Source organism: Sediminibacterium goheungense (genome assembly GCF_004361915.1).
GTDB lineage: Bacteria > Bacteroidota > Bacteroidia > Chitinophagales > Chitinophagaceae > Sediminibacterium > Sediminibacterium goheungense.
This window is the reverse complement of record NZ_SNWP01000010.1, coordinates 451991-467959: the sequence shown is the minus strand read 5'-3', so window position 1 is coordinate 467959 and position 15969 is coordinate 451991. Positions and strand designations below refer to the sequence as shown.

Annotated in this window: 9 protein-coding genes; 5 read left to right on the top strand and 4 right to left on the bottom strand. The window is 40.8% G+C overall.

From position 1 onward, the window contains the following. The first annotated feature begins 12 nt into the window (after positions 1–12). Both aroQ and BC659_RS02050 read left to right on the top strand, forming a co-directional pair. Positions 13–435 carry a type II 3-dehydroquinate dehydratase gene (aroQ, locus tag BC659_RS02055; protein WP_133472919.1) on the top strand — a complete coding sequence of 141 codons (423 nt, stop codon included), beginning with the start codon at positions 13–15 and terminating at the stop codon, positions 433–435. 36 nt (positions 436–471) lie between these two features. After that, positions 472–2010 (top strand): ArnT family glycosyltransferase, encoded by a 1539-nt coding sequence (locus BC659_RS02050; RefSeq protein WP_133472918.1) that lies wholly within the window; start codon positions 472–474, stop codon positions 2008–2010. Here BC659_RS02050 and BC659_RS02045 read toward each other — a convergent pair whose 3' ends face one another. From BC659_RS02045 to ggt, 4 genes are all read right to left on the bottom strand, one after another. Further along, positions 2011–6750, bottom strand: a complete 4740-nt coding sequence (locus BC659_RS02045; protein ID WP_133472917.1) for a translocation/assembly module TamB domain-containing protein — start codon at positions 6748–6750, stop codon at positions 2011–2013. 131 nt (positions 6751–6881) lie between these two features. Further along, on the bottom strand, positions 6882–7463 hold the full coding sequence (nudK, locus tag BC659_RS02040; RefSeq protein WP_133472916.1) for a GDP-mannose pyrophosphatase NudK: 582 nt from the start codon (positions 7461–7463) through the stop codon (positions 6882–6884). 4 nt (positions 7464–7467) lie between these two features. Beyond that, positions 7468–8013 (bottom strand): DUF1572 family protein, encoded by a 546-nt coding sequence (locus tag BC659_RS02035; protein WP_133472915.1) that lies wholly within the window; start codon positions 8011–8013, stop codon positions 7468–7470. Between the two features lie 19 nt (positions 8014–8032). Further along, entirely contained in the window at positions 8033–9754 is a 1722-nt protein-coding gene (ggt, locus tag BC659_RS02030) for a gamma-glutamyltransferase (protein ID WP_133472914.1), read from the bottom strand. 122 nt (positions 9755–9876) lie between these two features. Between ggt and BC659_RS02025 the strand changes: the two genes are divergently transcribed. The 3 genes from BC659_RS02025 to BC659_RS02015 all read left to right on the top strand — a co-directional run bounded on the left by BC659_RS02025 (position 9877) and on the right by BC659_RS02015 (position 15969). Continuing rightward, complete coding sequence (locus BC659_RS02025) at positions 9877–12375, top strand: M14 family metallopeptidase (protein ID WP_133472913.1); 2499 nt, start codon at positions 9877–9879, stop codon at positions 12373–12375. Positions 12376–12453: 78 nt separating this feature from the next. Then, on the top strand, positions 12454–13293 hold the full coding sequence (locus BC659_RS02020; RefSeq protein ID WP_162847326.1) for an alpha/beta fold hydrolase: 840 nt from the start codon (positions 12454–12456) through the stop codon (positions 13291–13293). A gap of 78 nt (positions 13294–13371) precedes the next feature. After that, positions 13372–15969, top strand: a complete 2598-nt coding sequence (locus BC659_RS02015; RefSeq protein WP_133472911.1) for a PIG-L family deacetylase — start codon at positions 13372–13374, stop codon at positions 15967–15969.

The window sequence follows — 15969 nt, the reverse complement described above, 5'->3', positions numbered from 1 at the left end:
TAACTTCGGTATATGAAGATTGCCATTATCAATGGGCCTAATTTGAATTTACTGGGGAAAAGAGAAACCGATATTTATGGAAACATGAGTTTCGATACTTACTTTGCTTCCCTGCAGTCTTTATTTCCACAGGTTCAATTTTCTTATTTTCAAAGTAACATTGAAGGAGAACTCATTGATGAAATACAGAAGGTCGGTTTTACTTTTGATGGCATCGTGTTGAATCCGGGAGGATACACACATACATCGGTAGCCTTGGGAGATGCCATAGCTGCCATCAAAAGCCCCGTGGTAGAAGTTCATATCAGTAATGTACATGCACGTGAGGAATTCAGGAAATTATCACACGTTTCGGGGAAATCAGCAGGTAGTATCATCGGATTGGGATTAAAAGGGTATGAGCTGGCCATTCAATGGCTGCTGAGCAGATCCTGATCTTATTGGTATGGTCTTTGCATTTTCAGCAACATCATGTATCAACAATATAGCAGAAAAGTTTTTTGGCTGATCATTATCAGTGCCATCATTAAATTACTGGTTGCAGGATTACTGGAACTGGGTAATGATGAAGTATATTATTGGACCTATGCTATACAGCCTGACTGGAATCATTTCGATCACCCACCCATGGTAGGATGGCTGATACGACTGACTACATTAAATCTATGGTGGTCGAATGAAGTAACGGTAAGAGCCGGCGCAATTATCTGTTCAGGTTTATCTACATGGATCATTTTTAAGTTAGGGAAATTACTCGATAGTGAAAGAGTGGGTTGGCTGGCTGCATTGATGTATACACTTTCGGTTTATACAGGATTTATTGCAGGATTGTTTATACTCCCCGATTCGCCACAAATGTTATTCTGGGTAGCTTCCTTATACCTGATGGCATATCTTTTATTAAAAAGGGAAGAAGAGAACCTGAGTATCTGGTTATTATTGGGCCTGACCATTGGCCTGGCAGCATTGAGTAAAGTACATGGATTGTATTTATGGGCAGGCTTTGGCGCTTTCCTTTTATTTACAAGGATTCAATGGCTCACCAACTGGCGCTTGTATATGGCTGTACTGGTAACATTGATTTGTATCAGCCCCATTATTTACTGGAACATCGCCAATGATTTTATCACCTATAAATTTCACTCAGCAAGAGTAACCCATACAAATCTGCAATGGGATATGCTGGGAAGAGAAATAGCCGGAGAAGCTTTGTATCAACATCCATTTTTATTTGTGCTTACGCTGCTGGCTCTTTTTAGTATAACTACCAATCGTATACGCTTTGGCAGAAAGCGTATCAGAACATGGTTATTGTGGATGAGTCTTCCCATGATTCTGTTATTCTGGGGCATTGCTTTATTTAATCCAACCTTACCGCATTGGGCAGGTCCCGCTTATATTCCTTTATACTTCATTGCTGCACTCTATCTGCAGAAACAAACCAACAGAAATTATCCTGTATGGATGCAGGCTTCTTTTGTGTTGATAGTAGTCGTACTCACAGCGGGTATTATTCTTGTTCGGTACTCTCCGGTAAACTTTGGTAGCCAGCAAAAAGAGAATTACGGCGAATATTGTCCAACACTTGATCTATCGGGTTGGCGTAACATGAGTACGCAGTTCGATGAATTGTATAAGGCCGATATTGCATCAGGCAGGATGAATAAGAATACGGTACTGCTTACACACAAATGGTTTCCCGGTGGGCATCTTGAATTTTATACAGCCAGAAAATCGGGGATAGCATTGATTGGGGTAGGGGAACTGCAGGACCTTCACAAGTTTGCCTGGCTCAATAAGGAAAGAGGCAGTTTACAGATGGGCATGGATGCCTATTATATTCTCCCCTCGAACCTGCCATACGACGTGAAGGCTAATCTTGGAAAATACTTTACACAAATGGAAGAGCCTGTTATCATCCATCAGATGCGCTCAGGCAAAGAAGTTCGTTATTTTTATGTATATCGGCTGAAAAATGCAAAGCAATCTTTGCCGCAGATATTACCTTGATTATTGTTTTTTTCCTGAAGTGCTGTCTGTAGGGGTTTTGAACTGAATATCGTCAGGCTTGGTGGCAAACAAGTTATCAAAATCTTTCCTGTAAGAAATACTCGCACCAAAACGATTTCTCCTCCCAACGCCACCTGAAGATATATCGAGACTATTTCTGTTAAAGAGGATGGCCCTGAGCTTTCGGTCGTTTGAAAGAATAAAATCAATTTGCAGGTCGGGCAACCATTGTAAGTTGCTATTCTTGATAGCAGCTGAGCTACCTACATTGAAATCAAGATCGCCTCCGAATGTTACAATCATTTTGTCCTGGAAGAAACTTTTACCCAGTTTAAAATTTACCCTTGATCTGTCTATCGAATTGGAATTAATGGCGCCACCGATTCCTCCAGTGGTAATTTCGTTGTTGCTGTACCAGGAGGTTCCCACATCGAAACGTAAACTTTTATCACCGGTAAGTTTATAAAGGAAGTTGGAGAACATTTTATTGATCTCTTTGGTCAACAATTGTGAAAGCGTGTTGGCACCAATGGTAGTTAATGAATTGCCAGCCGCATTACCACCACCATTACTTACACTGGGAGGAGCAAAAGTGCTAAACACAATCAGGAAAGAAACCTGCTTCAATATTTCATTTTCGTCCTGCTCAAGCCGTTTTATATACTGGGATAATTCATTATCGCTTTTAACTGGACTGCCCTGAGGGAAGTCTAATCTGAAACGTATTTTAGGTGCATTCAGTTTATCGCGCAATTCTGCAATCACATACACTTCACCACGGTACCCTTTAGCGGCACCACTTAAGTTAACATTGGAAACCAGATCATACAAAGCAATCCGTTCAGCGGTATACTGTGCATCAATATGAATATCAGCTTTAAAAGGATCGCCTGTCCATTCTATGAAATTACCCGCATCAGGCAACAGCGTAAAGGGCTTAGTTATGATTGACTGAAAACTAAAGTCATAATTTCCCCTTTCTATATTGTATTTACCGGTAATGGTTAAAGGATCTGAAGTTCCTGCTTTAATTCTCAGTCTGCCATTACCGGTAGCTTTAATTACATCACCTGTCAGGTCATCCAGTATTACATCAATTTGTGCTTTATTATTGGCGGTGATCGTCAGATCCACTGAAAGGTTAAAACCGCTTTTTGGTTTTTCATTTACCATTTCAGTACCATACTCTTTGAATACAATAAAATCTGCACTGCCGCTTTCCCGGCTAATAGAATTGGGAATATAAATATGAGAACTATCTGTTGATTCTGCCGTTAAGGTCATTTTGGCACTCGACTCCGGACCTTTTAAAGTCAGTGCTGCACTACCAATCGCATTTCCATAAAATTGCTGATTGTCTTTGAGTTTGGTATCAATCAGTAATAATTTATCTGTATTCAATTCAAAATCGAAAGCCATGTTTTTAAAACCTTTCTCATAAAGTTTCCCCTTAACAGAGCCTGTGTTTTTGAATTTGTCTTTAATGGTAAATTTTCCGAAATCAATACCGTCTTCTTCAAAGCGGATATCTGCAGAATCAATTGTATAATACACCTGCGTGTAATCTACTTTCAAACCTCCGTTTAATAATTTTACCCTGCCGGATAATACAAGGTTTGAAGGATCGCCACTGATGGATAAATTACCCTTTGCCTGACCTGATAATTCGGAAAATATACCTGTAAGGAACTGATTCAGTATGCCAATTTTAGCATCGGTCAGATTAATATCTGTATTCAAAGGATTACCTACCGAGTCTTTTAAGTTATAAGATCCTTTTGCAGAAAAATTAAAACCCTGATTGGGGGAGCTTACTTCAAATGGAATCAGCCCTGTTCTGGCACTATATCCTGTTTTAATATTTACTACACCCACAGAATCATCATCCAGTCTGAATTGTTCTGCTGTTAATCTTGCATCGGCATTAAACTGTCCAAAAAAATCACGCATTACAATTTCACCACTGGTAATACCCTCCATTCTCGGACTCTTTACAAAATTCGAGACGATATCGCCGAGTACCACGTTCTTTAATTTGACTATCAGGTTATTGGTATTGCCGCCATCTTCTTCTTCTGTCTCAACCACGATTTCCTGAAAGCCCTGTGTGAATTTTACATTATTGGCTAGTATAAAATTTTTACGAATAATCAGTTCTCCCTCTTTTTCAAGGTTCCATTTTTTAGTATTGAGCAAAAAGGAAGAGGGCCTGAATTGAATCCTTACACCATCTGCAAGTGTATAAACATCGGCATTCAGATTGGCATCATTTAAAGTATTATCAGCACTGGTTTTTATAGAAACCACAGAATGATCATCTTTTGCGGTAACAGAAAGGTTGGTTCCCGGGAAGCTAAGGCTGTCGCCAATAGTAATGGTGGTGATATCGCCGGTTAATGAAAGGGTATCCATATTACCTGCGCCTTTTAATTGCACACCATTAAATGCATACTTGTCAATCTTGCCAAAAGGAATATTGGCAGTAATTTTCAGATCATTTTTTCTGGTATCAATACTGCCATAAATAGATGCGTCATTGAAACCGGTAAAGCTTTTACTGGCAATCTGTAAGTAGGGTTCGATATAATTTGTATTGATCCGAACATCGAAATGCTGGTTCTGCGGAAGGCTTTTCGGTTCTGAAACATATACCGGATAATAGTGATGCAGGAATGATTGAATGCTCGCAGGAAGTTCAAGGATACTGAACTGCCCTTTTAATTCTGCACTGAATTCATTACTGGCAACACGTAAAATTTTTACACTGTCTGTTTGTGCGGAAGTGATATTTAAAGAGTCGAAGCTGATTTTTGTGGTTTCATCTTTCACCGCAGCATTCAGGAATTTAGCGGTACCTGCGAAGTTATCAATATTGGTACCCGTAAAGTTGGCATCCAATAATCCTGTTACTTCTAAATGGTCTTTAATAAAGTTCAGCGCCTTCAGATTCGACTGAACAAGGTCTCCCACTATATTGAAGCTCGGTACTTCTTTCGACAAGTCAATTTCTACCGATGTGGTAAAATTGAGATTGGGATCATCGATATCTAATTCACCCTTAAAAGCTCTCTTCTGGAAGGTTCCATTCGTAACAATGGAAGAATAGGTGTAATTATTAAACTCGAGCGAGTCAATATTTCCTTTAAGCGTCGTTTTTATTTTGTCTACAGCAAAACTACTTCCTTCGATCTCTCCTTTAAAATTTACAAGTCCGAGAGAAGGTGTTTTTAAAAAGCGGCCAATATTAAAACGGGCCGTTTCAAGTTTGCCAATATAAGAAGGTTCTCCCTTTGTGGGAAGTTTGAGACTAAGGTTGGTTGTAAGCCCCCCTAACTCAGTACTGAAAACACCCGTTGTAATGAAATTTCTAATAGTTCCTTTAAAATTCCCCCTATAAATGATGTTCCCAAATTCCGCAAGATTGGGTTCTTTGATTTCTTTCAATGCCGGTATAAAACTTAGCAGATCGTTATAGTTGGTAGCAACCACACCATTATTGAAATCAATCTGGGTACTGTTCATGAATGGCAATCCTTTCATAGAAAGATTACCGGATATATTTGTTTTGTTTCCGATTCTTGCAAAGAGCCGGTCAATGGTGAAATTGGCAACGGTGCCTGTATAGTTGCCAGAAATATCAATATTCCTTTTTAAGGATTTGAGTTCAGGTGCAAAAAAAGCAATATCGTCACTGTTTATCTTGGCTTCCTTAAACCGGGCGTTCATGATTACCTTGTCAATATAGTCGCCGAAATCTTTATTAAAGTCGGTAAACTTCATGGCATAATAATTCCCGATCCGGCTTTTATTGGTGCGCAGGTCGAGTGCCGCCAGTTCCATTATCTGAGGGGTGAATCTGAATTTTGTTTTTAATTTTTGCAGCTGAAATCCACTTCTGTCTTTAACAGACAGATCAATATCGGCACGCAGGGTATCTTTAATAAAAGCAATATTGTTGAGCGTCCCGTTTAGCTTGCTTAATTGAATATGGGATCCATCAAAATGGGAAAGAGGTTTTTCTTCATTTCCATCTATAAATAAACGACCATCCGTAATCTGAAGGGATCTGGCTTTCATAACCATATTGCCCGCATTAAATTGCAGTCCTGTATCTTTTACATGGGCTGGAGCTTTTATTCTTAAGGAGTCGGGTCTTAGTCCCTTTAAATCCTGGATGGAGAACAGAGGTTTGTCTAATTTGATATCATCTAAAAGAAAAATTCCTTTGGAAAGGTCTATCGACCGTGCATTTAATACCAGACTCAACATTTCCATCGTCATGCGTTCACCTGCCCATAGGTCGTTCTTGACAAATCTTATATTCTTTAAGTCTAATTTTTTAAGATCAAGGTCAATGCCTCCGCTTTTTTTCTTTCCTGTAGAGGGAGAGGAGAAATGATCAACTATATACTGATAGTTCCAGATACTGTTTTTTCTATTGACCTTGATGACGGCATTTTCCAGACCTATAAATCGTAATACTGCTTTATCCTTCAGGAAAAACCAGTCGGTAATACGAACTTTAAGATTGCCGGCATACAGGAGTGTATCGCGTGAACGGTCCCGAACCAGTAACCCTTCCATGTTCAGGCGATTGAATATACCGATACTTACATGATTGATCCGGACTTCTGTACCCAGTGATTTGGAAAGACGGGAAGTGGCATAACCCACCAGTTCGTTTTGTACATAATCGGTCTGAATAGCAATAAAGATCAATAAGATCAGCGCAAGAATCACTAATAGGGTATGCCTTAATATTTTCAGGGCTCTCTTCAGAAAAGAATGGGTTTTAAAGCAAATTTACAGAATACCTACCTGAGTGCAAATTCGGTACCAAAGACGTTAAAACCACGATAAAATCTTTTAAATTATGAAATCAGTCCGTTGAGAGCAGCATATTGTAATAACATAATGGTTTTACCGTCTTTTATTTCACCGGTACCTATCATTTCCAGGGCCTTTGCGAAGGGAAGTTCCAGTACTTCAATATTTTCCTGTTCTGCTGCAATCCCACCTCCCTCGGATACTTTCATGTTCTGATCGTAGGAAGCCACAAAAAAATAGAGTATTTCAGTAACAGAACCGGGCGACATATACGCTTCAAATACTTTTTTTACGTTGGTTATTTTATAACCTGTTTCTTCTTCTGTTTCTCTTTTAATGCAGTCTTCAGGATTGTCCTGATCCAGTAAGCCAGCACAGGTTTCAATGAGCATACCCGATTCGTTGCCATTGAGAAAACTTGGCAACCGGAACTGACGTGTTAAGATTACTGTGCTTTGCTCTTTATTGTACAAAAGAATAGTAGCCCCATTACCACGATCATAGGCTTCACGCTGCTGACGCTTCCAGGTGCCGTTTTTCTCAAGCACTTCGTAATGAATCTTTTTAAGGATATACCAGTTGTCGGAAAGGATTTCTGTGTCAATAATACGGACGTTAGCCTGCATGGGTTTATTTTGGAGTATTTTGTTGTGCCTGTTTCACCGACTCAAGGTAAGACTTGCTGCCACCCTTGGGAATGCTTAAGGATTGCCAAGCATTATGGCGGATCATCCTGCCTATATAAACAATCTGACCTACATGATAAGGGTAATGGGCAAGCTGTCTGAGTATCGCATCATACACCGAAAGCGGCTCGGTTCGAATGGTTACTGTTTTGGTTAAATCGTCGGGTTGTAGACTTTCCAGTGTTTTTAAAAGACAGTCCCATCCTGCATTCCAGAAGGAGATAAGATCTTCACGGCTCATACTCGTATTTTCAAATTCTGCATCTCTTTTTCTCCATTCTTTTTCTCCGTCTTCTGAGAGAAAGTTGGTCCATCTGCTCAGCATATTACCATACATATGCTGGATAATAACAGCGATAGTATTACTTTCTTCATTAGGCTGATAAAAGAAATCTTGGTCTTCCAGTTGGGCAAAAGTGTTATCACCTAGTTCTTTGTAGTATTTAAATCTTTTGATACTGTCTTTTAAAAATCCGGATTCGAAACTCATAAAGTATTGTCTTTTATCATTAAAAACCTGCTACAGAATCATCGCCCCTTTTGTCGGCAACGGCTTCTCTTTTACCATTGGTAAGTATACGGATACCTTCCGTTCTGCCAATCGGTGATCTTTCTTTCATTTTATAGCCCATGGCTTCCAGTTGTTTTTTGGTTTCGGGCAGAAAATCTTTTTCGATGGTAACTTCATCTGGCATCCACTGGTGATGGAATTTAGGTTTATTGATCGCATTATCGAGGTCCATTTTGAAATCAATAAGGTTTACCAGTGCCTGAAATACAGAAGTGGGTATAGTGGTTCCTCCGGGTGTGCCAATGGTAAGGTAAGGTTTACCATTTTGTATAACCAGAGTAGGGGTCATGGAACTTAACATTCTTTTTCCCGGAACAATCGCATTTGCCTCTCCACCAAGAGCGCCATACATATTCGGTACACCGGGTTTTACACTGAAATCATCCATTTCATTATTTAATAAGAAACCGGCACCGCCTACTACTGTTCTGCTGCCATAGCCGCCATTTAAGGTAGTGGTTACAGATACAAGGTTGCCTTGTGCGTCAATGATACTCAGATGCGTGGTTTCCTCGCTCTGGGCAATCGTTCCTGCTTTTATTTGCGAACTGATACCCGCTTTATCTGGCTGATAATCCAGCATTCTTCTTGAAAGATAGGATTCACTGATCAGGCTGTCTACCGGCACTTGCCAAAAGTCAGGATCTCCAAGGTGTTCTGCCCGATCGGCATAAGCCCTTCTTTCGGCTTCAATCATTAACTGAACACTTTTTGCTGTTTGAAAGCCATAGCTGTTTACTGGGAATTTTTCTATCATTTTCATCATTTGAGCAATCAGAATGCCTCCACTACTTGGGGGTGAAAAACTGATGATCTGATGTCCGCGATAGGTAAATCGAATCGGTTCTCTGAGTTTCGCAGTATAATTTTTCAGGTCTTCCAGACTGATGATGCCCTTGCCCCGTTGCATTTCTTCAATGATTAATTTGGCTGTCTCTCCACCGTAGAAACCCTGTGCCCCTTCTTTCTGCATGCGTTTTAAAGTGCCTGCCAGTTCTTTTTGTATCAGGGTATCACCTGCTTTCCATTTCTCATTTTTTACAAAGGCAGTTGGTTTTGTATTGTAACGGATAAATGATTCACGGGTACTATTCAATGAAATGGCTTCTCTTTCAGTAATGATAAAACCTTTTTCTGCCAGATCAATCGCCGGCTGCACAAGCCTGGCAAAAGATAATTTTGCATAAGGCAGGGTAGCAAATAAACCTGCAACGGTTCCGGGAATACCCGATGCCAGGTGACCGTTTTGCGAGAGTGAAATTCTGGCATTGCCTTGTTCATCGAGGTACATATCTCTGGAAGCATTAGCCGGAGCTGCTTCTCTGTAGTCAAGACCTATCAGTTCCCCATCTTTTTTTCTGGCAAGTAAAAATCCGCCGCCGCCAAGATTACCAGCTGCAGGATACACTACTGCAAGTGCCAGTTGTGTGGCAATGGCAGCATCAAATGCATTGCCTCCCTGTTTCATAATAAGGGCACCTACCTCACTGGCCAATGGATGTGCACTGGAAACGGCAGCTTTCTGATAACTGGCCTTTTTTACCGTTGTATATTTATAAGGATCAATCGCTTTGCCTTTACCCACAACCGAAGGAATCTGTTGGGCTGTGAGAGAAAGGGATAATAGCAGAATGATGGGTACGAACAGGCATTTTTTCATGGTAGAAAATTAATACTTTTTAGAGAGAACAGGTCCCCATCTGCCATGTCTGTATAAAAAATCATAAGATTCTTTTCAGATACCTGTATTCTTCCCTACTTTCACGACTCATTTATTATGATATGAAATCTTTCCTTTCTTTTTTATCTGTTCTGTTGCTGGTATCAGCATCATTCGCACAAAATGTGCCGAGCCCGGAAACTTACCTGGGTTATAAAGTGGGAACACGTTATACACGTCACCACAAGATTGTAGAATATTTTAATGCCGTAGCAAAAGCCAGACCCGATATGGTTAAACTGGAACAGTACGGACTTACCAATGAGGGTCGCGAACTGATGCTGGCTTTTGTGGGTACGCCTGAAAATATGCAAAGGCTGGAAGCTATCCGTTTAAATAATATGAGACTGGCTGGATTAAGCCGTGATAAGGCATCCCCGGTACTGGAAAATGCGCCGGCTATCGTATGGCTTAGTTATAACGTTCATGGTAATGAGCCGTCTTCTTCCGAAGCAGCTTTATTGATGATTCACGCATTAACAGATCCGGCCAATGCCAAAACAAAAGAATGGTTGAAAAATACCATTGTGGTAATTGATCCCTGTATCAATCCCGATGGTCGCGACCGTTATGTAAACTGGTTTAACTCAATGGTGGGAGATAAGCTGAATGCGCATCCTATGGCGAGGGAGCATTCAGAGCCATGGCCAGGAGGCAGAAGCAATCATTATAATTTTGATCTTAACCGTGACTGGGCCTGGCAAACACAGGTGGAAACCCAGCAACGTCTGAAAAAATACAATGCATGGCTGCCGCAAGTACATGTTGATTTTCATGAACAAGGATACAATTCTCCTTATTATTTTGCGCCGGCTGCACAACCTTATCACGAAGTGATCACAGCATGGCAGCGCGACTTTCAGGAACTGATCGGTAGAAATAATGCCTCTTATTTTGATAAAAATGGATGGCTTTTCTTTACCAAAGAAAGTTTCGATCTTTTATATCCTGCGTATGGAGACAGCTATCCTATTTACAATGGGGCGATCGGTATGACTTATGAACAGGGTGGCCATAGCAGGGGTGGTTTAGGAGTGGTTACGGCTGATGGTGATACGCTTACATTGGTTGATCGCGCTACCCATCATTTCACTACCGGATTATCTACCGTAGAAACTTCGAGTAAAAATCAGCAAAAGCTGATGTCAGAGTTCAAGAAGTATTTTGATGATGGTCGTTCCGGTAAAATAGGAGAATATAAAACTTATGTTCTTACAGCTTCCGATCAGCATAAATTGAATGCTGTAATTAGTTTGCTGGAAAAAAATGGGATTGAATGGGGAACAGTAAGTAATAAAAATTTTAAAGGTTACAATTACTTCACTGGTAAGGAAGAAACTTTTGCCGATGAAGGATTTAATATTGCCGTAAGTGCTTATCAGGCCAAGGCTGTAATGGCGAAAGTATTGCTGGAACCTAAAACCATTGTTAACGATTCCAATACTTATGATATCACTACCTGGTCATTGCCATATGCCTATGGTGTAAAAGGGTATGCTGTAAAAGAGAAACTGGAACTCGGTAACGACTGGAAGCAGCCGGTTATTCAGTCTGTAAGTTCATCTTACGGATTGTTGATTCCCTATACTTCATTCAACAGTGCCAAACTGCTTGCTGAACTTCTTAAGAATAATATAAAAGTTCGTTTTGCAGAAAAACCATTTAAGTATAAGAATAAGAATTACGAAAGGGGTACATTAATCGTGTTAAAAACCGGAAATGGTACTGTGAACTGGAATGCACTTACCAACGTAGCCTGTATGAAATTTGGTGTACAGGCAGATGTGGTGGAAACTGGATTTATGGATCAGGGTGCTGACTTCGGTTCATCAGATATTAAAAATATCAGTGAAGCTCCTAAAGTAGCTTTACTTACGGGTGATCAGGCTTCTTCACTCGGTGCAGGAGAAGTATGGCATTATTTTGAAAGAATGCTGGAATATCCAATTACCCTGATAAATGGAGCTGATCTGGGTAGAATAAACCTGAAAGATTTTAATGTCATCATTGCTCCGGATGGTTATTTCAGAACACTGGGCGAAAAATCTGGTGCCGACAGGTTGAAAGAATTTGTAAGAGGTGGCGGTAAGATTATTGCATTGGAAGGATCTGTATCTGCAATGGCAACCGAGTGGGGGCTAAAAAACAAGTCAGATAAGGACGAAGAAAAGGGAGATTATGTGGATGTAAAAAAATATGGGGAAAGAGATAAAAGCTATCTGCCCAATGCCATTCCAGGTGCTATTTTTAAAGTAGACCTAGATAATACGCATCCGCTGGGTTTTGGTTATCCTGATTTTTATTATACGTTGAAACAGGATGGTACCTTATATGAATTTATGAAAGGAGGTTGGAATGTGGGTGTGTTGAAAAAGGACAATTATGTAACAGGTGTGGCGGGAACCAAAGTGAAAAATAAACTCAAAGACGGAATGCTCTTTGGTGTGCAGAGTATGGGTTCCGGATCTGTTGTTTTTCTCACAGAGAACCCACTATTCAGGAATTTCTGGGAGAATGGTAAACTTTTAATTGCCAACGCTGTTTTTCTGGTTGGACAATAATATTGAAAAGTCGTCCCGATAAAATCGGGACGACTTTTTTTATACATATCTATGTCTGGTAAACGGATCATACGGATTATGAAAAGAACAGGGGGTATATGCTTACTGGTGTTGGTGATATGGGTAATTGCAGGGGAGAGCTGTATGAAATTCCGCATCAGTGATGAAACTGCCACTGAAAAATTTAAAAAGGCAGGTGTAACACTCGGCATGCATACTATTCAGGTAAATAAGCGAAGGCTTCATTATGCCAAAACCGGAAATGATAGTTTTCCGACAATCGTATTTGTACATGGTTCACCCGGCGCATGGAATGCGTTTGAGGATTATATGCGTGACCCGGTGCTCTTGAAAAAATACAGGATGATTTCTGTAGACCGCCCGGGTTTCGGATACAGTGATTTCAGAGATGCAATGAATCTGCCCGATCAATCCATGATTATTCAGGCCCTGTTTACGAAAGAAGATAATGGCAGGCCTGTGTACCTGGTTGGGCATTCTTTGGGGGGGCCTTTAATTGTACAGATGGCGGTTGATAACCCCGGTTATTTTGACGCACTGGTAATTCTCGCAGGATCCATTGATCCCCAATTGGAACAACCAGAAAAGTGGCGCCCCTTATTGATGAATAATCCACTCAAATTTCTGGTGCCAGGTGCCATGCGACCCTCTAATGATGAATTATGGTACCTTAAAAAAGACCTGAAATTGCTGGCTGACAAGATATCATCGGTAAGCGCAAGGGTATATGTGATTCATGGGGATAAGGATATGTTGGTACCTTATGCCAATATGGCTTTTGCCGTAAAAACGTTTAGCCATGCGCGTGTATTAGACACATTAACGCTCCCCGGTGCCAATCATTTTATTCCATGGAGCCATTATAAGGCGGTGAGAGGGGTGCTTTTAAAACTATAATACTTCACCGATTTTTGTTTGAATGGTGTGGCATATCATTGTACAGCCTTTATCTTCGTTAGCACCTATTTCCGCTGTATGAAAAAAATGACTTTACTGCTTCTGTTGGTAAACTGTTTTTCCATTGATATGCTGTCGGCACAGATTGCACCTGTAACAGCCAGTTCTGCTGACATCTATCAGCAATTAAAAAAACTCAATGTACTTGGTTCAGTGCTATACATTGCGGCACACCCCGACGATGAAAACAATGGCTTGCTGCCCTATCTGGCTAAAGAAAAATTATACAGAACTGCATATCTGAGTCTGACAAGAGGTGATGGCGGACAAAACCTGATTGGACCGGAGCAGGGGATTGAACTGGGGATGATCCGTACCCATGAATTAATGGCTGCCAGAAGCATCGATGGTTCCGAGCAATATTTTACAAGAGCGTATGAATTCGGATTCAGTAAAAGTTCCGAGGAAGCTTTGCGGGTATGGGATCGTGTGCAGGTATTGGCCGATGTGGTTTGGATGATCCGTTCTTTGCAACCCGATATTATTATAGCCCGGTTTCCGCCAGATGCAAGAGCAGGACATGGTCATCATGCCGCTTCTGCCATTATTGCAAATGAGGCATATATAGCAGCAGCGGACTCTACCAAGTTTACCGAACAGTTTAAGTACGGCGTCAAACCCTGGCGAGCCAAACGTCTGGTGTGGAATACCTTCAATTTTGGCAGAACCAATACGATCAGCGATAATCAGCTGAAAATGGAAGTAGGCGCTTATAATCCCTTACTGGGTAAAAGTTATGGTGAATTGGGAGGTGAGGCGAGAAGCATGCATAAAAGTCAGGCAGAAGGCAGACCGAGAAGAAGAGGAGAAGTGTTTGAATACTTTGCCCATGTGGCTGGTGATTCTGCAAAAACAGATATCATGGAAGGGGTAAACACCAATTGGTCCAGATTAACGCAAAAAAAGGAAATGACCCTCGTGGGCAGTGATGGAAAGGAGACCCCTATACAACTTTCTTCCGAGGCCGATATTACATATATCCAGCATGCAATTCAGGAAATTATTGATCAATACGATTTTAAACAACCGGATAAATCTGTACCAAAACTGGTACAATTGTACAGGCGCATGTATAGCAAGCTGCCTCCCGGGCCATGGCGTATACAGAAACTAAAGGAAGTACAGGAAATTATCGAGCATGCTTCGGGTTTATTTGTAGAAGCATTTACGCAACAGGAAACAGCATTAAAGGGAGATAGTGTACGGGTTAATTTTTTTGTAAACAAAAGAAGTGATGTAAATGCAACCATACGATCCATGCGTTTTGTGGGTGGTCAGGATACGGTTGTGATGCAGACTACGGAAAAAAATAAAAATTATCAATATACACGTATCCTTGTTTCAGATAAAGGCCCCGAATACACACAACCTTACTGGCTTCGGAAAACCAAAACAACTGATGGGATGTTTACGGTAGATGACCAGATGGATATCGGTAAGGCATGGAGCGATCCGGTTTTCAGTGTCATATTTGATATTGAAGTGGAGGGCGCACATTTCCAGATACAAAGACCTGTGATGTATAAATATGTAGATGCGGAACGGGGTGAATTATATCAGCCATTTATTATTGTTCCTCATGTTGAAATTTACATGGGATCTACTGTGATACTTACCAATGTAAAGGATGAAAAAGGCATCAATAGAGCAGATTCTGTTTTGCACGTTGTATATCGTTCTAATTTTACAGAACAGAATGTAGTAGCCTCTTTAAATATCCGTCAGGAATCGGTGAAGCCTGTATTCAGCAGGGAAAAGCGAAACTTTGTAAAAGGGCAGCGGCAAATTGTTGACATTCCGATTTCAAAAGTCTATAATCCTGCCGCAGCTGCACAATACATGGAAGCTACCATTAATATTGTCCCCTCTAACGGACGCACTTTGAATTTTTCAGATTATTTTAAATCTATCCGATACAATCATATACCCAATATCAGCTATGCTTTTCGCGATCATGTGAAGATGCTGAAGGATGAAATTAAAGTAAGGGGAAAGAAAGTTGGTTTTATTCCGGGTTCGGGTGATATGATGCCGGAAGCACTAAAACAAATGGGTTATGAAATAAAGGAGCTTGGCGATGCCGATATTACAGATGATAATCTGCAACAGTATGATGCTATTGTAACAGGTGTAAGAGCGTATAACCTTAATGAGTGGCTCACCAGTAAATATGATGTGATGATGCGTTATGTAGAAAAAGGAGGTAACCTGATTGTACAGTATAACAGAAATCAGGGTGGGGTAGCTGCGCCGAAAATTGGCCCTTATCCTTTTCAGATATCAACTACACGTGTAACGGAGGAAGATGCGGAAGTAAGGTTCTCCATTCCGGATCATCCTGTATTGAATTTCCCCAATAAGATAAACAGTACAGATTTTATGAATTGGGTGCAGGAGAGAAGTACCTACCAGGCCGAACAGGTTGATGGCCGTTACCTTTCGCCGCTATCCATGAATGATACCGGCGAAAAGCCAAGCACCGGCAGCTTAATTACAGCCACTTACGGAAAAGGTAATTTTGCCTATGTAAGTCTCGTTATGTTCAGACAGCTACCTGCCGGTAATGCGGGTGCTTTTAAAATATTGGCAAACCTGATTGCGATGCCTAAGCATTGA

Excerpts from the sequence above, each read along its gene's own strand:
- BC659_RS02015 (WP_133472911.1), top strand. The coding sequence starts at position 13,372 with ATGAAAAAAATGACTTTACTGCTTCTGTTGGTAAACTGTTTTTCCATT.
- ggt (WP_133472914.1), bottom strand. The coding sequence starts at position 9,754 with ATGAAAAAATGCCTGTTCGTACCCATCATTCTGCTATTATCCCTTTCT.
- BC659_RS02025 (WP_133472913.1), top strand. The coding sequence starts at position 9,877 with ATGAAATCTTTCCTTTCTTTTTTATCTGTTCTGTTGCTGGTATCAGCA.
- aroQ (WP_133472919.1), top strand. The coding sequence starts at position 13 with ATGAAGATTGCCATTATCAATGGGCCTAATTTGAATTTACTGGGGAAA.
- nudK (WP_133472916.1), bottom strand. The coding sequence starts at position 7,463 with ATGCAGGCTAACGTCCGTATTATTGACACAGAAATCCTTTCCGACAAC.
- BC659_RS02050 (WP_133472918.1), top strand. The coding sequence starts at position 472 with ATGTATCAACAATATAGCAGAAAAGTTTTTTGGCTGATCATTATCAGT.
- BC659_RS02020 (WP_162847326.1), top strand. The coding sequence starts at position 12,454 with ATGAAAAGAACAGGGGGTATATGCTTACTGGTGTTGGTGATATGGGTA.
- BC659_RS02035 (WP_133472915.1), bottom strand. The coding sequence starts at position 8,013 with ATGAGTTTCGAATCCGGATTTTTAAAAGACAGTATCAAAAGATTTAAA.